Origin of the sequence: Pantoea sp. CTOTU46764 (assembly GCF_031974595.1) — a bacterium.
Taxonomy (GTDB): domain Bacteria; phylum Pseudomonadota; class Gammaproteobacteria; order Enterobacterales; family Enterobacteriaceae; genus Pantoea; species Pantoea trifolii.
The window spans coordinates 33372-51974 of sequence record NZ_DALYOQ010000019.1 but is presented as its reverse complement, the minus strand read 5'-3'; the positions used below and the strand labels follow the sequence as shown (position 1 = coordinate 51974).

At 56.0% G+C, this 18603-nt stretch carries 18 protein-coding genes; 6 read left to right on the top strand and 12 right to left on the bottom strand.

Features of this window, described 5'->3' with window-relative positions:
• Positions 1–21: 21 nt before the first annotated feature.
• From RTM06_RS09390 to RTM06_RS09380, 3 genes are all read left to right on the top strand, one after another.
• Entirely contained in the window at positions 22–1041 is a 1020-nt protein-coding gene (locus tag RTM06_RS09390; RefSeq protein WP_312181659.1) for a LacI family DNA-binding transcriptional regulator, read from the top strand.
• Positions 1042–1142: 101 nt separating this feature from the next.
• Entirely contained in the window at positions 1143–2024 is an 882-nt protein-coding gene (gene yghU, locus RTM06_RS09385; protein WP_256698219.1) for a glutathione-dependent disulfide-bond oxidoreductase, read from the top strand.
• Complete coding sequence (locus tag RTM06_RS09380; RefSeq protein WP_265300767.1) at positions 2024–2314, top strand: DUF1330 domain-containing protein; 291 nt, start codon at positions 2024–2026, stop codon at positions 2312–2314. The genes yghU and RTM06_RS09380 overlap by 1 nt, the downstream gene beginning before the upstream one ends.
• Positions 2315–2359: 45 nt before the next feature.
• Here RTM06_RS09380 and RTM06_RS09375 read toward each other — a convergent pair whose 3' ends face one another.
• Positions 2360–2593 (bottom strand): hypothetical protein, encoded by a 234-nt coding sequence (locus tag RTM06_RS09375; RefSeq protein WP_312181655.1) that lies wholly within the window; start codon positions 2591–2593, stop codon positions 2360–2362.
• 87 nt (positions 2594–2680) lie between these two features.
• Positions 2681–2914, bottom strand: coding sequence for a hypothetical protein (locus RTM06_RS09370; protein ID WP_312181653.1), 234 nt, complete (start codon positions 2912–2914; stop codon positions 2681–2683).
• Between the two features lie 231 nt (positions 2915–3145).
• Between RTM06_RS09370 and RTM06_RS09365 the strand changes: the two genes are divergently transcribed.
• Positions 3146–4075 (top strand): glycosyltransferase family 2 protein, encoded by a 930-nt coding sequence (locus RTM06_RS09365; RefSeq protein ID WP_312181651.1) that lies wholly within the window; start codon positions 3146–3148, stop codon positions 4073–4075.
• 44 nt (positions 4076–4119) lie between these two features.
• Here RTM06_RS09365 and RTM06_RS09360 read toward each other — a convergent pair whose 3' ends face one another.
• The 5 genes from RTM06_RS09360 to RTM06_RS09340 all read right to left on the bottom strand — a co-directional run bounded on the left by RTM06_RS09360 (position 4120) and on the right by RTM06_RS09340 (position 9333).
• Positions 4120–5367, bottom strand: coding sequence for an O-antigen ligase family protein (locus tag RTM06_RS09360; RefSeq protein WP_312181649.1), 1248 nt, complete (start codon positions 5365–5367; stop codon positions 4120–4122).
• On the bottom strand, positions 5368–6336 hold the full coding sequence (locus RTM06_RS09355) for a glycosyltransferase family 8 protein (RefSeq protein ID WP_312181647.1): 969 nt from the start codon (positions 6334–6336) through the stop codon (positions 5368–5370).
• 198 nt (positions 6337–6534) lie between these two features.
• A complete protein-coding gene (locus RTM06_RS09350; RefSeq protein ID WP_312181646.1) occupies positions 6535–7449 on the bottom strand; it encodes a substrate-binding domain-containing protein in 915 nt (304 codons plus the stop codon).
• A gap of 85 nt (positions 7450–7534) precedes the next feature.
• A complete protein-coding gene (locus RTM06_RS09345) occupies positions 7535–8314 on the bottom strand; it encodes a TIM barrel protein (protein WP_312181644.1) in 780 nt (259 codons plus the stop codon).
• Complete coding sequence (locus RTM06_RS09340) at positions 8314–9333, bottom strand: Gfo/Idh/MocA family oxidoreductase (RefSeq protein WP_312181642.1); 1020 nt, start codon at positions 9331–9333, stop codon at positions 8314–8316. The genes RTM06_RS09345 and RTM06_RS09340 overlap by 1 nt, the downstream gene beginning before the upstream one ends.
• Positions 9334–9530: 197 nt before the next feature.
• Between RTM06_RS09340 and RTM06_RS09335 the strand changes: the two genes are divergently transcribed.
• Positions 9531–11486, top strand: coding sequence for a sigma-54-dependent Fis family transcriptional regulator (locus RTM06_RS09335; RefSeq protein ID WP_312181640.1), 1956 nt, complete (start codon positions 9531–9533; stop codon positions 11484–11486).
• Positions 11487–11595: 109 nt separating this feature from the next.
• Here RTM06_RS09335 and RTM06_RS09330 read toward each other — a convergent pair whose 3' ends face one another.
• The 4 genes from RTM06_RS09330 to RTM06_RS09315 form a co-directional block, all read right to left on the bottom strand.
• Positions 11596–12279 (bottom strand): SDR family oxidoreductase, encoded by a 684-nt coding sequence (locus RTM06_RS09330; RefSeq protein ID WP_312181639.1) that lies wholly within the window; start codon positions 12277–12279, stop codon positions 11596–11598.
• The gene (locus tag RTM06_RS09325; protein WP_312181637.1) at positions 12276–13463 is read right to left on the bottom strand and encodes a sialidase family protein; all 1188 of its coding nucleotides are present in this window, start codon (positions 13461–13463) and stop codon (positions 12276–12278) included. The genes RTM06_RS09330 and RTM06_RS09325 overlap by 4 nt, the downstream gene beginning before the upstream one ends.
• Before the next feature lies 1 nt (position 13464).
• Entirely contained in the window at positions 13465–14886 is a 1422-nt protein-coding gene (locus RTM06_RS09320) for a sodium:solute symporter family protein (RefSeq protein WP_154154614.1), read from the bottom strand.
• Between the two features lie 254 nt (positions 14887–15140).
• Positions 15141–16046 carry a LysR family transcriptional regulator gene (locus RTM06_RS09315; RefSeq protein WP_179452016.1) on the bottom strand — a complete coding sequence of 302 codons (906 nt, stop codon included), beginning with the start codon at positions 16044–16046 and terminating at the stop codon, positions 15141–15143.
• Positions 16047–16131: 85 nt separating this feature from the next.
• Between RTM06_RS09315 and RTM06_RS09310 the strand changes: the two genes are divergently transcribed.
• Entirely contained in the window at positions 16132–17202 is a 1071-nt protein-coding gene (locus RTM06_RS09310) for a tartrate dehydrogenase (protein WP_312181634.1), read from the top strand.
• A gap of 26 nt (positions 17203–17228) precedes the next feature.
• Here RTM06_RS09310 and RTM06_RS09305 read toward each other — a convergent pair whose 3' ends face one another.
• Positions 17229–18557 (bottom strand): glycoside hydrolase family 28 protein, encoded by a 1329-nt coding sequence (locus tag RTM06_RS09305; protein WP_312181632.1) that lies wholly within the window; start codon positions 18555–18557, stop codon positions 17229–17231.
• Between the last annotated feature and the right edge of the window lie 46 nt (positions 18558–18603).

Sequence of the window (18603 nt, the reverse complement as noted above, 5' to 3'; positions counted from 1 at the left end):
CTCTGATGGAATGCACGCAACATGAAAGCAGTGACGCTGGCCGAGCTGGCAAAACAACTGGGCGTGGGTGTCGCCACGGTTGACCGGGTACTCAACGATCGCGGCGGCGTATCGCCCGCCATGAGCAAAAAAATCCTGCAGGCAGCGCGTGACGCCGGTTTGAAACGCATTCTGCCCGAGGAGCATCGCCATCCGTGGCAGATCGAAGTGCTACTCAGCGGCAACGCCTCCTTCTTCTTCCAGCAACTAGCGCAAGATTTTGCCAAACTTGCCGACGAACTCGGTTATCGTCGCCTGCGTCTGCATCGCACGCTGATTCCGGAAAACGCGCCGGAAAAACTTGCCGCACACATTACCGCCAGCAGTAAAAAGATGGACGCGCTGATCGTCTTCGCCCATGAAAATCCGCTGATCTACGATGCGCTCGCCGCCTGTAAAGCGCGTGGCGTGCCGGTGATCACCCTGGTCGCCGATCTGCCCGATGCCGCGCGGTTGTGTCACGTCGGCATCGATCAATACAAAGCCGGGCGCACCGCCGGTTTGATGCTCGGCAGCATGCTGTCGCAGCCGGGTGAAGTGGTGTTGATGAGCGGACGCGCCGATTACGCCGCGCATCGCCAGCGCATTGAGGGGTTTCAGGCGGTGCTGACCGAACGCTTTCCGCAGCTGCGCCTGCGCGAGATTCTTGCCGGTCAGGATGAACGCGAACGCATCAGCCGTCTGCTAGAAAAAACGCTGGCTGCCTCGCCGCCGATTGTCGGGTTGTATAACACCGGCATTGGCAATACACAGGTGCACGAAGCGCTGGCGCGGCATCGTCTCGACGGCAAAGTGCTGTATGTCACGCACGAGTTGTACAGCACCACACGCAGGCTATTGCAGGATCGGGTGCTGACCTTAACCCTCGATCAAAATACCCTGCGCCATGCCCAGCTCGCGTTAACGCTGATGCTGCGGCATCTGGAAGAGGGCGAGATTCCCGATACTTATCAGCCCGGTAAAGTGGACTTTATGCTGTTTACGCAAGAGAACTTTACATAATCGGACTTTGCGTCGCACCGCCAGCGCGGTTAAATCGCCTGTATCACGCGCTGCTACACTCAGTAGCAGCAAAAATACAAACACAACAAGGCGAAACCACTATGTCGGAACATCAGTATCAGCCCGCGAAAGTCTGGACCTGGGACCCGGAAGCCAAAGGTAACGGTGCGAAAACCAACCGTCCAACCGCCGGGCCGACGCACGAGAAAGCCCTGCCGGTCGGCAAACATCCGCTGCAGCTTTACTCGCTCGGCACGCCAAACGGCCAGAAAATTACCATCCTGCTGGAAGAGTTGCTGGCGGTCGGTGCCAAAGACGCCGAATACGATGCCTGGCTGATCCGTATTGGCGATGGCGATCAGTTCTCCAGCGGATTTGTCGATGTCAACCCGAACTCGAAAATCCCGGCGCTGAGCGACCATTCCGTCACGCCACCACAGCGCGTGTTCGAATCCGGCAACATCCTGCTCTATCTGGCCGAGAAGTTCGGTCACTTCCTGCCAACCTCGCTGGCGGGCCGCACCGAAACCCTGAACTGGCTGTTCTGGCTGCAAGGCTCTGCACCGTACCTCGGCGGCGGCTTTGGTCACTTCTATCACTACGCGCCAGAAAAAATCGAATACGCCATCAACCGCTTCACGCTGGAAGCCAAACGCCAACTGGACGTGCTGGATCGCCAGCTGGCCGACCATCGCTTCCTCGCCGGTGATGAATACACCATCGCCGACATTGCCACCTGGCCGTGGTACGGCAATCTGGTGCTGAATAACCAATATGGCGGCAGCGAATTCCTTGATGCGCAGTCGTACAAAAATGTGGTGCGCTGGGCGAAAGAGATTGCTGAGCGTCCGGCGGTGATTCGTGGTCGTAAAGTGAATCGCGCCTTTGGTGCCGAGCCGCAGGATCAGCTGCTGGAGCGCCATGATGCCGCCGATTTCGATAACAACACTGAAGACAAACGTCAGGCGCGAGGAGAGAAGTAATGGCTGCATATGTGGTGTTTATTAAGGACGAAACCTTAGACAAAGACGAGCTGGCAACCTACGCAGAGAAAGCTGGCCAGGCGCGCGGCGATCACCCGATCACCCCGCTGGCGTTTTATGGCCAGCTGGAAACGCTGGAAGGTCCGGAAGCGGAAGGCGTGGTGGTGCTGGAGTTTCCGGATGCTGAAGCGGCGAAAGGCTGGTATTTCAGCCCGGCGTATCAGGAAGCCAAAGCGCATCGCCTGAAAGGCGCGAAGTACCGCGTGCTGCTGGTGAATGGCGTCGCGTAATTGACGTAAGGTCGCCATTCATGGCGACCTTCTCAAAGCCCGCACTTACCCCAACCTAAACAACGAAATCGCCTGCTTCAGCGCATTGGCCTGCTGCTGCTGTTGCTGCGCCACCTGCAGCGTTTCCGCCACGTGCTGCACGTTATGATGCACGCTGTGATCGATGCTATTGATGCTCTGCTGAATCTGCTCAATGCTCAAATTCTGCTGCTCACTCATCTCCGACAGTTCCGTCACCAGCTGCGATAACCCACTGATACTGCGATGAATCTCGCGCATGGTTTGTGCCGCATGCTCCACCTGCACGGTGCCGTGCTCGGTGCCGAGCGTAGTGCTGAAGCTGCGCGCGAATAGCGTTTCACTCTGCTAGGTATCGGCACTCAGCGTGAGATAACCGGCTTGCTGATTGATGTGTGCCGCCAGTTGCGCCACTTCGCTGGCGGCCGCCGCAGCACCCATCAATAGCGGGCGCACATCGCGCCACGCCAGCAGCGCCCAACGGAGGAACACCGCCAGGCTATCCGCGCGCTGGGCGATACGTTTGAGCGAAACCATCTCCACCGGCGAAGCCGCCGGGCCTGACAAGGGCGTTGCGATCATGACATTTTTCCACACCAGAAGTTGATCGTAGAGCCCCAAAATCGTGGGGCAAAGCGCACGGACTCAGTGGTGAAAAATATCGGCGAAGCGGTGAGAAAGTTTAGTTGCGCTAATAAATGAGGTGTGGAGTTGTGAGGATGATCACCAAAGCCGTGCAACACAATTTCATTCCCTTCAGCACAGAAAACGATAGACTTGTTCGCCACACAAGCTGCTAACCGATAGAGGCTAATGATGGATTCACACTGCACGCTCAGCGTCCTGGTCACGGCTCATAATTGCGAAAAGTATATTGCCGAGACATTAAACAGCCTTAAAAATGCCTGCACGGGCATTGAGGATGCGGTTGAGATTGTTTTGGTGAATGACGCATCCACAGATAACACCAGTGAGTTGCTGCACACTTTTGCCGCCTCATTCAGCCAGGTGAAAATATTCGACGTGATGTTCCGTAACATCGGTAAGGTAAGAAATTTTGGCGTCAGCAAATGCAGTGGCGACTACGTTACGATGCTGGATGGTGACGATCAGCTTCTTCATAACTCTTTTGCTGACATCGTGCCTTTTTTGCAGGCGCAAAAACCGGATATTCTGCTGGCACCGCTGAATGAAGTTTATGAAAGTAAACCGCAGCCGCTAAAGTGGAACGGTTTGCAGGTTACTGCCTTATCGCAGCATCAGGTGATTGAAAAATTCCTTATCCACCGCGATATTCAGGCGCATTTCATCGGCCAGTTTATTAGACGATCGCTGTTGGTTGATAACCACTTTCCTGACTTCAGCTGCTACGAGGATGCGTATTTATTCCCTTCTATCCTGAAAGCCAGTGAAAAGATCTCTTTAGCAATGTACGGGCCTTATCTCTATTTTAAACGAGGGCAAAGCCTCTCCAGCGCGCTGGATGCCAATAAAATATCGATGCTAATCAAAGCCACGCAACAGATGGATAATGTGCTCGGTGAAAAATACCGCAACCTGCTCGCTTGCCATTGGATCAATCTGGCGCATAAATTTTATCCGCTGATTATTGATGAACATGAGAAAGGTGTGGTGAAGCAGGCGATAGAAAACGTGCCTTTCGCTTCATTTATGATGGACAGTAAAGTCAGATTTAGCCTGAAGAAAAAGTTTCTTAAGATGAAGTTGCGGGGAATGGCTTGAGGCGTTGATGAAAGCGGTCGCCATAAATGGCGACCCTACCAAGTCTATTTATGGTTTATGAATTTATGCTGCATCAGCGCATAACTCATAATAATCGATGCCATCAGAATAAACACCGAACTGCTTTGTATCCATACGGTATCGGTCAAACCGAATATAAAAATGGAAACAGGAAGCAGCGCGACATCCAATGCCCGACGACGCATTGCCGCCACAATTAAACCCACATAAAAAAGAATCAGGGTGACAGCACCCGCGATACCTTGCAGCGAAAGCGTTTCTAAAAAATCATCGTGCAAGTGATACATCACATTTTTATAAGCCTCAGGATTAGCGCGTTCATAGGTTTTAATATAAACGCGCGCTTTATCCGTTCTGTCATCCGGACTTTGCCCCAGCAGCGACCAGGAAACGCTGTGATAGCCACTTTTCCAGATCGAGAAGCGCGCACCAATTGAGGTATCATTATTTTTCTGATAGCTGTCTATTTCGTTCTGGATGTTGTCCAACCGATGCATAATGGAGCTGGGCATGAAGAACAGCCCCCCCGCAATGCAAAGAACTAAAATCACCAGCGAATATTTTCCTGCCCAGCGATGAACCAGATAAAAACAGAGCAAGTATAAAACGGGCAGCACCAATACCGCCGCACGTGACTCAGTGAGGAACATCAGCAGCATATTCACCACAAAGATAGCGGTGAACAGCAGAATTTGATTAAGGCGGCGAACTATCACCTTATTCACAATAAACAGGGCAGTTAATGCTAACGCCGTCATCAGGTATGAAACGGTACCGGCTGAATCGGTGAGTAATTTAATGCGTTGCTGCGTCTGAGCATGTTCGTACCAGCCGGCACCCAGCGTCAGCAGCAAGCCAAAAATTAACAAGCACACGCTAATACGAAGGACTTTCGCTGACAAACAGTGACGCCACGCAATGAAAAAATAGCTGACAAAAGCGGAGATAATGAAAAGTTTACCGCCCTGAAAATAGTTATCCACTACATCGCTAAAATAGGCATCGGCATAAATGCGCGACCATATTACCCTGACTATGCCCAATAATAGAATGGGAACGGCGACGATGAAAGCACTCTTATCCAGAACGAATTTTCTTTTTATTCCCTGGGCCAGCAGAAAAAATAGCGTTAAATAACCCACCAAATAGAAGGTTTTCTTAGGATATGCGGGGATAACTAACGAGGTCGCAAATGCCAGGGTTAACAACAGAAAGCACAGCTGATAAATATTGCTTTCGGTTAACAGCGGCTTTAAACGTAAAGTCTGCACTCAAAAATACCTCATTTTAAAATACTTAATGCGCCAATAGAGTGCCGGCATCCATTGATGACTACGGAACAAAAATTTGTACATTCTCTTCGCTTGTTGCGCGTTTTTCGGTGTTTCAAAAGAGACGTCGGCTAATGGCGAAATCTGATAAAGATCGCGATAGTAATGGCCAACGTGCTGTTGATTCCACTGTTGCCAGGGTTTATCAGCACCGGCGTAATGCAATAAGCAGGTATTATGCGGCACATCCTGCGTATAACCGTTATCATCGTGTGAGAGCATGTTAATGGTATTAAAGCGAGCTTCCGTAAATATCACACGATCTTCAAGCAGCGTATTTAACGCATCCTGATCAAGATACTGGAACTGCTTTCCCTTTTCGCTAAGCAAATTAAACGCGCGTTCACTCACCTGCTCTCGGTTCCACTTTTGAACATCAATCAGCATCATGCCAGCATTAAAGTAGCGTTTTCCACGCAGGCCAACATTTTCAGCCAACTGCGCTTGCAGTGCTGCAATCTCACCAACAACCAGGGCAATCACCTCGGATGGCATGGCAATTTGCCATAATTCGTCGAGAGAATTCAGACAAACCATATCCGCATCGAGATAAAGCAGTTTATCGGCATGAGGCAATATAAGCGGAGCGAGAAAACGATAATAGGTCGCGCGAGTGAACAACTCTGTAGTGGGGAAAGCACTAAACAGACTGTCCTGAATATGATGTAGCGTTAATCCATGTGACTGTCCGGCGAATATTTTTTCCAGACGCGCCGTATTAATTGCGGAGATTTCCGAAGAGATAAGATGAAAGTGATAACGCGTATCAGCGGCATGCTTGATTATCGACATGATGGTAATCAGCGAGTGGGCGATGAATTTACCATCAACACCAAAAAAGATATGCCGGTCGCTTTGCGCGGGGAAAAGGTGCTGAGAATTAATGGTCTTGAGAATGTCTTTATCCATCCTGCACTTTTCTCCGGGTGAACACGTGCGTTCTGTCAATGCATCATGCCTGAGTAATTATTAACCAGAAGCGATTCTGGTTGCAGCCGGAGTTTATCAGTCAGAGTTAGGCAAATAAAGCGAAGTGGAGGGGAAATAAATCGGGTTTCCGGCGTAAAACTCCCCTGCAAGCAGGAGAGTTTTCGTCAGCTAAAAAAGTTATTTCGCGGCGAACTGCGCGTAGTTCTCAGGCGTAATGGTTTGATAAGGAATCCAGTTAAACGCCTGCACTTTCTGCTTCTCCAGTAGCGCTTTCGCCACCTGCACCGCGCCGGTCGCCTGCCCTTTTGCATCCTGGAAAATGGTCAGTGTCATTTTACCGTTCTTCACGAACTGCTGACCATCTGGCGTGCCGTCGATACCGGCGACCAAAATCTTCTCATTCTTCGCCTGACTGAGCGCCATGATGGCACCAATCGCCATCTCATCATTATTCGCCGCGATAGCGTCAATCGGTCGCTGATTCAGCAGCCAGCTCGACACCACATCCACCGCTTCGTTGCGCTGCCATTTGGCGCTCTGCTTCTCAATCACCTTCATATCTTTATATTTGGCGATCACCGCTTCCACCGCGCGGGTGCGTTCGCGCGCTTCTTCGTTCGACAGCGCCCCCATCAGAATCGCCACGTTGCCTTTGTAGTTCATCTTCTTCGCCAGCGCTTCCATCTGCATTTCGCCGCCCAACGTCGAGTCAGAACCGACATACGCCATGTCGGTGGCCAGCTTCACTTCCGGTTTACGGTTGACGAAGATCAGCGGAATACCGGCGTTTTTCGCTGCGGTAATCATCGGCAATACGCCCTGAGTGTCGACCGGATTGAGGATGATGGCATCGACGCCCTGGTTAACAAAATCATCCACCTGCTGCACCTGCAGCGCCACATCGCCTTTGGCATCGACAAACTGGCTGTTGAGCTGATTGGCTTTCAGTTCCTCCTGCATCTGGGTGCGCAGAATCGAAACGAAGTTGAGATCGAAGTTCGCCAGCGCGACGCCGACGGTGAAGGTTTTAGCGCTCGCGCTCAGGCTGAGCAGCAATGCGCAGAGGCACAGCATCACATTTCTGATGTTCATGGGTTAGTCCTGTAGGGTTGAGATATTATTATTTATTTCATCGAGTTAACGCCGGGCAACAGGCAAATACCCGGCGGAGGAACCGTTAAAGCGTGAAGTGATCGCGGAACTGCTGCAGCGCGGCACCACTTTCGCCGCTGGCCCAGCCTTCCAGCGCCACGGTGCCCTGATAGCCGACTTCGTGCAGCGCGCGGGCGATCGCGCGATAGTTAATTTCACCGGTCCCCGGCTGCTGACGCCCCGGCACATCCGCCACCTGAACCTCCCCAATCGCCGAACCACAGCGGCGAATCAATTCGATCAAATTGCCTTCGCCGATCTGCGCGTGATACAGGTCGAGGTTCATCTTGAGCGCTGGACTGTTTACCGCTTCCACCAGCGCCAGCGTGTCGGCGGCCAGCGCGAACGGCGTGCCGGGATGATCAACCGGCAAGTTAAGGTTCTCCAGCGTGAAAACGCGTCCGGCGCGCTCGCCCAGTTGCGCCACTTTGCGCAGCGTATCGGCCGCTTTCAGCCACATCGCGCCGGTCACCACTTCCACCGGTTTGACCGGCAACCCTATGTCATCCAGCCCGGTGCCGTGCAGGTTTAACGCCGGACAGTTGAGCCGCTCGGCCACCGCCAGCGACGCTTCGGCACTTTGCAGCAGCTGCTGGATCTCGTTATCGTCGGTCAGGTTGCCGCTGAGGTAGCCGGTCATTGAGGTGAAACGCGCGCCGGTTGCTGCCAGCGCATCGATATCTTTGTCGGCCCAGCCCCAGATTTCGACGCCAAAGCCCAGTTCATGAATGCGTTTCACGCGCTCGACAAAAGGCAGATCGAGAAACACCATTTCGGCACAAACCGATAGCTGATAACCGGCCATTAGCGACCTCCCAGATTGATCGGCTGCTGCTGCTGCACCGAGTCGATACAGGCCAGCGCGATCTCCAGCGCGTTACGCGCATCTTCACCGGTGGCGCGCGGCGTTTCGCCACGGCGAATGCAGCGGGCAAATTCCGCCATCTCCGCCACATAGGCTTCGCGCAGCAGGTCGGAATCCATGCGTGAGGTTTCAATCGCGATGCCATCCTGGTGATAGCGCACGCAGTTGTTAACGTTGATGTGGCCCGCCTGCAGCATGCCTTTGCTGCCGAACACTTCGCCGCGCACGTCGTAGCCGTATACCGCCTGGAAGTTGGCTTCAGCGGTGGCAATCGCGCCGTTATCAAAGCGAATAGTGACCACCGAAGTATCGAGCAAGCCTTTGTCTTTAAAATCCGGACGCACCAGCGCATCGGCCAGCGCATAGACTTCCACCGGCTTCGCGCCGGGGTTGAAATGCAGCAGCGTGTCAAAATCGTGGATCAGCGTTTCGAGGAAGATCGTCCACTGCGGGATGCGCGAAGGATCGTGCAGGCCGGGATCGCGCGTCAGCGATCGGCTCAGCTGCGTGGTGCCATTCTCACCCGCTTTCACCGCGGCGATCGCTGCAGCAAAGCCGGAATCAAAGCGGCGGTTAAAACCGACCTGCAATACTACGCCAGCCGCTTTCGCGGCAGCAATCGCGCGATCCGCCTCATCCAGCGTCACCGCCATCGGCTTTTCGCAGAACACATGCTTGCCGGCATTCGCGGCGGCGATCACCCATTCGGCGTGCGTGCGCGCCGGTGCGGCAATCGCCACCGCTTCAATGTCGGGATCCTGCAGCAGCGCATGCAGATCGCTATAGGCTTGGGCGACGCCCAGCTTGTTGGTCAGCGCGTCGGCGGCGCCCGGTTGCGGATCGGCCACCGCCGCCAGGATCGCTCCCGGCACGCGCCAGGCCAGGTTTTCCGCGTGGAAACTGCCCATGCGTCCGGCGCCAATCAGGCCGACGCGTACTGGCTTAAGATGAAATGTCATGACCTATTCCTTTTTGTTTTGGATGTGCTCATTCGAGCGCAGGGATGTGCAATCTGTAGTGCAAAGGCGATGCCAACTGCAATCCGCCGCTTTATGTGAGGCATAACACAGATATAGCTCACAATCTGGCAACAAAATTTACATGTCAACTTCACATGTCAATAAAATGGACATTCCACCTTGGTCAGGAGTGTGACATGCGTGCCAGTGAGCGTTTGCCGTTTAAAGATGAAAGCGATCCGATCTTCAGCTTGCCGGACAGCGCGGAGGTGGGTGAATGGGATACGTTGTTGTGGCAGGGCTGGCACAGCTTCGAACGCGGTGAACAGCCCGGCTGGATGCGGCACAGCATTTTGCAGTCGTGGCAGCGATCGCAGCAGCGCGCGATCGATCCCGCCACCTTTGCCTATGTCTCGCCGCCCGCGACGGAACTGGCGGCGATCCTTGAGCACAACGCCGAGTTGATCCTCGCAGCGCGCAGCATCATGGAAAACCTGCTGGCGTATAACCCGGATGGCCACATCAACCTGACCGATGCGCAAGGTGTGACGCTGCATTTCTGCGGCGCGGATCTAACGCCGGTCGGCAGCATCCTGCGCGAAGAGGTACTCGGCACCAACTGCACCGCACGCTGCCTGATTGAGCAGCGGCTGGTGTATGTGCTGAGCGGCGAAAACTGGAAGCTCGATCTGCGCAAACGCTATCGCCAGTGCGCCGCCGCGCCGGTGCGCGATGCCACCGGCCAGCTGCTTGGCGTACTCACGCTGACCGCCACGCCCGACAACTTCAATGCGCACACGCTCGGCACGGTGCAGGCGGCAGCGGAAGCGGTCGGTCAGCAGCTGATGCTGCGCCGTTTGCTGGCCGAGCAGCAGTCGATCCTCGAAACCCTGAACGAAGGCGTGATCGTCTGCGATCGCCACGGTCGCATCAAAACGCTGAATCGCTATGCCCGCCAGATCTTTAGCGGCCTCGATCCCCACGCTGGGCCGATCGATGTGCTGCTGCAACCGCAAGGCGGATCGCTGCTCACCATGCCGTTCTGCAATGATCGTGAGCTGCAATTTATGCCGGATGGCGTCCATCCCCTTTCCTGCCTGATTTCGCTGATGCCCGCGCCCGACGGCGGCCGCGTGCTGTCGCTGCGCGAGAACCAGCGTATCCGCGCCATTACGCGCCGCGTGATGGGCGTGGGCGCCAGCTACACCTTTGAGATGATTCGCGGGCACGCGCCGCGCGTGCTGCAAGCGATTCAGAAAGCGCGCGCCAGCAGTCGCTCCGACAGCACCGTGTTATTAACCGGCGAAAGCGGCACCGGCAAAGAGCTGTTCGCGCAGGCGATTCACAACGCCAGCCCGCGCCAGCAGGAAGCCTTTATCGCGCTCAACTGCGGCGCGCTGCCGCGTGATTTGGTGCAGAGCGAACTGTTTGGTTATGTCGATGGTGCTTTTACCGGATCGATGCGCGGCGGCTCGGCGGGCAAGTTTGAGCTGGCGGATGGCGGCACCTTGTTCCTCGATGAGATTGGCGAAATGCCGCTCGAGGCGCAAACCAGCCTGCTGCGCGTGCTGCAGGAAGGCGAAGTGGTGAGAATCGGCGCGGCGCATCCCATCAAGGTCAACGTGCGCATCATCGCCGCCACCCACTGCAATCTGCTGGATGCGGTGGAGAAAGGCGCGTTCCGCCGCGATCTCTACTATCGCCTGAATGTGATTTCGCTGGAGATCCCGCCGCTGCGCGAGCGTCAGGAGGATATTCCCGGCCTGGTGAATACCTTTATTCAGGCGCTCTGCACCCGGCTAAAGCGCATCGCGCCGCAGCTCTCCGCCGAGGCGATGAGCTGTTTACAGGCGTGGCACTGGCCCGGCAACGTGCGCGAGCTGGAGAATCTGGTCGAGCGCATGGTGAATCTGTGTGAAGGGCTGGAGATTGATCGCCACGATCTGCCGGAAGAGATGGTGCTGCGTAACGCGCCTGTCGCCAGCGAATTGAGCTCGCTACAGGAGAATGAGCGCCAGCATGTGATGCAGGTGGTGCGCGAGCAGAAAGGCAATCTGCGCCAGTCCGCGCAGCTACTAGGGATTTCACGCACCGCGCTGTATAACAAGCTGAATCAGTGGCAGGTGGATGTGGCGGGATTGCGGCGCGGGTAGGTGCGGCTTGTTGCCCTCACCCCAGCCCTCTCCCACAGGGAGAGGGAGCAAACCGGTGCACTATTCAATTCCCTCTCCCTTTGGGAGAGGGTTAGGGTGAGGGAAAAAACTACAACGACGCCCCACCACAAATCACCAACTCCTGCCCGGTAATCGCATCGGCGGCGGGCGACAGCACAAATCCCGCCAGCGCCGCCACTTCCTCTGGCTTGATATAGCGCCCCATCGGCGGCAACTTTGGCGGTGAACTGGTGCGGCCAGGCTGCTGCAGCATGGGCGTCTCCGTCGCGCCCGGCGCAATCACATTTACCGTAATGCCTTTGGGTGCCAGTTCCGCCGCCCAGCTGCGCGCCATGCCCACCATGGCCGCTTTGGTGCTCACGTACTGGCTGCGATTCGCCGCGCCACGTGACGTACGGCTGCCAATCAGCAAGATACGATCGCCCTGCGCCATCTGTGGCAGCAAAGCATTCGCCATGATCTGTGCCACCTGCACGTGCAAGTACCACAAACGCGCGCTCTGCTCCTCATCCAGCTCACCAAGCGGCGCAGCCGCCATCATGCCCGCAGCGTGCACCAGCGCATCCATCTTTGGCATCGCCAGTAGCGCCTGCTTCAGCAGATTGGCATCCAGCAAATCCACGCTGACCGAGGTGAACGCCGGATGATCTTTCTGCACCGGCGTGCGGCTAAAACCGGTCACCTGCCAACCTTGTTGCAACAGGTGATCGGCGATGGCCGCGCCAATGCCAGAGCTGACGCCCGTCACCAGCGCGTGTCGCGGCCTGCTCATCCTTTCACCCAGCTTTCATCGACGCGCACGTATTTAATCGCCTGACGAAAATAGGTGTAAGCCACATGCAGCGCACCATCGTCACTCTGTTTAATGCTCGGATAGGAGAACTCGCGGTTAAGCTTTTGCTGCGAATTATTGGTCATGCAATAGCCGTCGCCCTCGTCGAGATTACGTTGCCACGGCCAGCTGTTGCCGCCATCGGCGGAAATCGCCAGCGTCATTGGCGCGCGGGGTGCGCCCCAAAATGCGGTGCGTCCGCTGTGCACCACCGGCTCAGCCGCCACCGCCACATCGCCATCATCCTCTTCATCTTCGATTTCGTCATACAGCGATAAGCGGCGCTCGCTGGCATCTTTGGCGCTCATGGCGTTAAACACCAGCGCCAGATGGCCGTTGTGCAGCGTCGTGACCTGAATCGACGAATTGTTGTTTGGCAGGTCAGTCGCCAGCGGCGCGCTCCAGCTTTCGCCACCGTCGGTTGAACGGCTTTGATAGATGAAATCAGCCCAACGGCTGCGATACAGCGCCAGCAAGCTGCCATCCTGCAGCAGCGTAATGTTCATATGCACGCAGCCCAGGCTGTCCGGCACCGCCACATCGCGCCAGCTTTGGCCTTTATCGCTGGAAATTTTCACCGCGCTGATATCATCGTTACCCACCCATTTCACGCCTGGCTGCGTGCGGCAATAAAACACCGGCAGCAGCCAGTTACCGTTTGGCAGCACCACAATCGGCTGGCGAATAAAGGTGCCGGGCTGATCGAGCAAAGTGTCGATTGCGCCCCAGCTGCGGCCGAAATCACGTGACTGGCGATAGCGCACAATCGCGGTGTCCTGATTGCCAGATTTCTGCGCTGTCCACAGCAGCCAAAGCACCTGGTCGGGATCGAGGAATAGCACCGGATTCTGCTCGGATCGCGTGGGATCGTCCGACAGCTTTTGCGCCTCGCTCCACTGCGTGCTGCCGTTTTCCAGCCGCGAGCACCACACAGAAATATCGGCGATCCCCTCCTGCGTGCCACCAAACCATACGCACAGCAGGTCGCCATTGGGCAGCGGCAGCAGATTCGCCGCGTGGTTCTGCGGGCAGACCGAAGGCAGCATCGCCGTGAGCTGTTGCGCATCCTGTGCGTGCGGAGAGAGGTTACCGCTGCGTTCAACGGTAAGGGTTACATCACTCATTTCAGGCTCCACTGTTTTGCATTGAAGATTTCGGGGCTTTTTTTTCATCGGTTTGGCTTGACGGGATCAGGCGGTCAATCACCATGATCACCGCAGGCGTGACAAGCGCCACATACATGTTGTTGATACCAAAAGGATCGCCGAGCAGATACCACACCGAGGTCATGACGCAGGCACCAATCAGGCCGGCATTAGCGCCGCGCGTGCTTTTAAAGAACGGCAGATAGAAGGCGATGATTGCCACCACTGAAATCGACAGACGAATGGCGCGGGTGAAGAATGAGAGCTTCAACACTTCCGGCACGAACAACACGAAAATCAGCGGCAGGAAACCGATCAGCAGCGACAGCCAGCGCGTCATGCGGAACTCGCGCTCCGGCGTCGGATTGCGATAGGGCACGTAGAAATCTTTCACCACCAGCGAGGCAATCGCCAGCGCTACGGTGCTGACGCTGACAAAGATCGACGCCACTAATGAGGTGGTGACAATCCCCGCCAGCCACGGGCTCATGTCCTGCAGGAACACCGGCAACGCATAAAGACTTTTGATATCGGGATGCAGGTATTTCGCCGCCACGCCAATCAGCGCGATGGCAATGGCAATCGGCATGCAGAAGAAGAACGCCACCCAGGTCGCACGTTTGGCGGACTCGGCACTTTTGGTCGAGGCAATCGCTTGAATTACAAACTGCGTACAGAAGATCGAGCCGATGGTACCAATCATCCAGGCGAAGATGGTGCTGCCGCCGACATTGCCATCCCACGTCCAGTAGAAATGCGGCATCTCTTTGATCATCGGGCTAACGCCGCCGGTCATGTGCAACGCCACGCCAAGAATGATCAGAATCCCGATATATTTCAGTCCGCTATGCAGCAGCGTGACCCAGGCGATGCCTTTCATGCCGCCGAACATAAAGTAGAACGTACTGACGATCGCGGTGATCACCGCTGCGGTGGTGAGATCGAGGTTGAGCACCGTGGAGATCGCCGCCGCACCGCTAACGTAGTTACCGACGTTAACCAGCAGCAGTGCATAGATCATGATCAGCGAGATGATGTTTTTGGTGGAGTTGCCATAACGTTCAGCGATCGCCGCAGAGATGGTGATTTTGCCGGTGTTGTAGATGCGTTTGACCAGCAGAAAGCCAAACAGCGGGAAACCGATGGCGGCACCAATCACCGACCATGACGCGGCAAAGCCATCCTCGAAGGCCGCCTGAGCCGTACCGATGGTGGATTTAGCGCCGATGTATTCCGACATCAGCATCACGCCCACCACAAAAGCCGGCATCACATTGGAGCCGGCCATAAAGTCACCGCTGTTTTTACTGCGCAGGCGCCAGGTGAGCCAGGTGGTGAACAGGATGTACGCAATGACAATCCCGACGATAATCACCATCCCTTCTGTAGAGAATTGTTTCATTTCAGCCTCATCGATAACGTAGGGTCGTGGAACGCGCTGGGCTTCACGCGTTCCGTTGATGAGGTGGCCAATGTTGTTATTACTGCGTGTCTCTGCACTTCGCCACCCCACTTACGCTTATGATTCATTTCGCTCAAACAAGAATGAATTTACGCATAATAGGGGCAATTTATAGGGTAAACCGGGCTGAATTTGTTTGAAGCTGCTCACAAATCATCAATGATGATTATAAATAATCAAAATAGACTTATTAATTACAGCTCCGTTTGCAGGAAATCAACAAACGCGCTGATGCGTACCGGCAGCTGACGCTGCGGCTGCCAGACGGCAAAAATGTCGCCATCGGCGGCGCTCCACTCTGGCAGCACATGCAGCAGTTCACCGCGTTTGATGCTGTGCTGCGCATCCCACCACGAACGCAGCAGAATGCCATGCCCATCTAGCGCCATCTGCATCGCCACTTCGCCATCGTTGGTGATTAAGCTGCCGCGCACCTTTTGCGTCAGCTGCTGTGTACCGTCGCCCAGGCGCCACAGCGCGAAATCACTGTCGAACTGGCGCAGTAAAATGCAGTTGTGCTGCGCCAGCGCAGCGATGCTTGCTGGCATGCCGTGGCGCGCGGCGTAAGCAGGTGAGCAGCACAGCACGCGCGGATTGGTGCGCAGCTTACGCGCAATCAGTCGCGCATCGGGCGGTTCACCGACGCGGATGTCGATGTCCACGCGCGCATCGAGAAAATTGAGCGGCTGGCTGCTGAGCTGCAAACTCATGGCTAATTCGGGATGCAGCGCGGCAAAGCGCGACACACAAGGGGCGACGTGACGCCGTCCAAAGCCGAAAGAGGCGTTGATGTTGAGCGAGCCACGCAGCACCGAGGTTTGGCTGCTCACCGATTCTTCCAGCTCCGCCAGCTGATCCAGTAGCGGACGCGCGCCCTCCAGATAGCGTTTGCCCTCCGCCGTCAGCTCCAGCCGCCGCGTGGTGCGCTTGAGCAGCTGCACGCCTAAGCGCTGCTCCAGCTGGCTCAGGCGCTTGCTCACCGCCGGAAGCGATAAGCCAAGTTCACGTGCGGCGGCGGTTAAGCTGTCCAGCGCCGCCACGCGCACGAAGAACGCCAGATCGTCGGTTGAAGTGCGCGATTCTCTACTTTTATTCAACATTGGCTTATCGCTCAGGCTAATTATTTCCCACAGATGCATGGTTATACTGCGTACAGAACATCAACAGCAACCTGCGAGAAACCCTATGAGCGGCAAAAACTATAAAATCGCCGTCATCCCTGGCGATGGCATTGGCAAAGAAGTGATGCCTGAAGGCATCCGCGTGATGGATGCAGCGGCAAAGAAATTTGATATTGCGCTGGAGTGGCAATGGTTTGATTTCGCCAGCGCCGAATATTGGCAGCAGCACGGCAAAATGCTGCCCGATGACTGGTTCACCACGCTCAGCCAGTTCGATGCCATCTACTTTGGCGCGGTGGGCTGGCCAGATGTGGTGCCGGATCACGTGTCGCTGTGGGGATCTCTGCTGCAGTTCCGTCGCGAGTTTGATCAGTACGTCAATCTGCGCCCGGTGCGCCTGATGCCGGGCGTTAAAGCGCCGCTGGCCAATCGTCAGCCCGGCGATATCGATTTCTACGTGGTGCGTGAAAATACCGAGGGCGAATATTCGTCAGTGGGCGGCACCATGTTCCCCGGCACCGATCGCGAAGTAGTGATTCAGGAAACGGTAATGACGCGGGTTGGCGTCGATCGCATCCTGAAATTTGCCTACGATCTGGCGCAGAAGCGCCCGAAAAAACACCTCACGTCCGCGACTAAATCCAACGGCATCGCCATTACCATGCCGTATTGGGACAGCCGTGTGGAAGCGATGGCACCGAGCTATCCTGATGTGAAAGTCGATAAATATCATATCGATATTCTCACCGCTAACTTTGTGCTGCATCCGGATTGGTTCGATGTGGTGGTCGCCAGCAACCTGTTTGGCGACATCCTGTCGGATCTCGGCCCAGCGTGTACCGGCACCATCGGCATTGCGCCTTCAGCCAACATCAATCCGGAAGGCAAATTCCCTAGCCTGTTTGAGCCAGTGCATGGTTCAGCGCCCGATATCGCCGGTAAAGGCGTTGCTAATCCGATTGGCCAGATTTGGTGTGGCGCAATGATGCTGGAGCATCTCGGTTACGCGGAAGCGGGCGCGGCGGTGTTAGATGCCATCGAACGCACGCTGGCAGCAGGCAACAGCCTGACGCGCGACCTCGGCGGCAGCGCATCAACCGAGGAACTGGGCGCGGCTATCGCGCAGGCGCTGTAACATCCAGGTGCGCATCAATGCGCACCCTACAAAATCTGCACCGTTTCCGCATGCCAGCCGTGCGGCAACGGTTGCGGGCGCGCAATTACCACGTTATGCAACTGCAGGTTCTCCACACCGCGCGCAAACACGCCCGGCAAGCCATCCGGATAGGCGGCAACGCCGTACGCTAAACCCGATGCGCTATCCAGTTTGTACGCATTATCGAGGCCCATGCCGGTTGGCGATTCGGGATTACACGGCGGGCGCACATCGTAATGCCCTTGATCCGCGCCTGCCGCCACCACTTGCCGCAGCTGCACATTCGCCAGCATCACATCACGAATCTGTCCCGGTTGTTCCGCATGCAGGTTAATTGCCCCTTCCATCACACCGCTGACGTTGCTGAATTGCAGCTGCTCAATGCTGCCCGGCGCGATCGCCGGATCGCGCGCGCGTACTGAAACAAACAGCGCATCGGCTTTACCCCAATGGCACGGCGGCGCATGGCGGCAGGCCAGCGTGATATTGCTGAACAGTAAACGGCGGAACTGGCCGCCATCGCGCGATAGCAAGCCAATTGCGCGATTGGAATCAAAGATGGTACAGCCGGAGACGGTGACATCTTCCACGTCGTCGAAGGTTTCGGTACCGATTTTGAACGCGCAGCTGTAAGAACGCAGCAGGCAGTTGCTGATCATGATTTGTCGCGCGGCTCGGCGCAGATGCGCGGGTTTTTGAGTGGTTTTGATGCAGATGGCGTCATCGGCCGCGCTCAGGTAGCTGTTACTGACAAACACCGCTTCACAGCTGTCGATATCCAGCGCATCGGTGTTCGGCATGCTCATGCTGTTATCGATGGTGAGGTGATCGACGTGCACATGACGGCAACTCACCAGATGTACCGTCCACATCGGTGCCTGAATGATGGTGAAATCTTCCAGCGTTACCTGCTCGCAATCCTCAAACACCACGATGCGCGGGCGCTGCGGACGCGGCAGGCGATATCCCTGATCGTCCTTTTCTGCGGCAAACCAGGCATCGCCGTTACCGTCGATCACGCCTTTACCACTGATGCGGATATTGCGCTGTCCGACGGCGTAGATCAGCACATGCTGCGACAGTTCAGCCTGGCTCTGCGCCAGCTGCTGCTGATAATCCTCGACGCGCGAACTGGCGAGCAGCGTGGCGCCCGCTTCGAGATGCAGATTGATGTTGGAACCCAGCGTTAAGGTGCCGAGATGATAGCGACCGGGCGGCACCGACAACGTGCCGCCGCCGCGCGATGCCAGATGATTAAGTGCGCGCTGGAAGCAGTAAGTATCCAGCGTTTCGCCATCGGCGATGGGATAGAAATCAGCCAGTGAAACGTGCATGCGGTTCTCCTGAATAGCGGCGATGCGCTATTGCAGCACGCGCCGC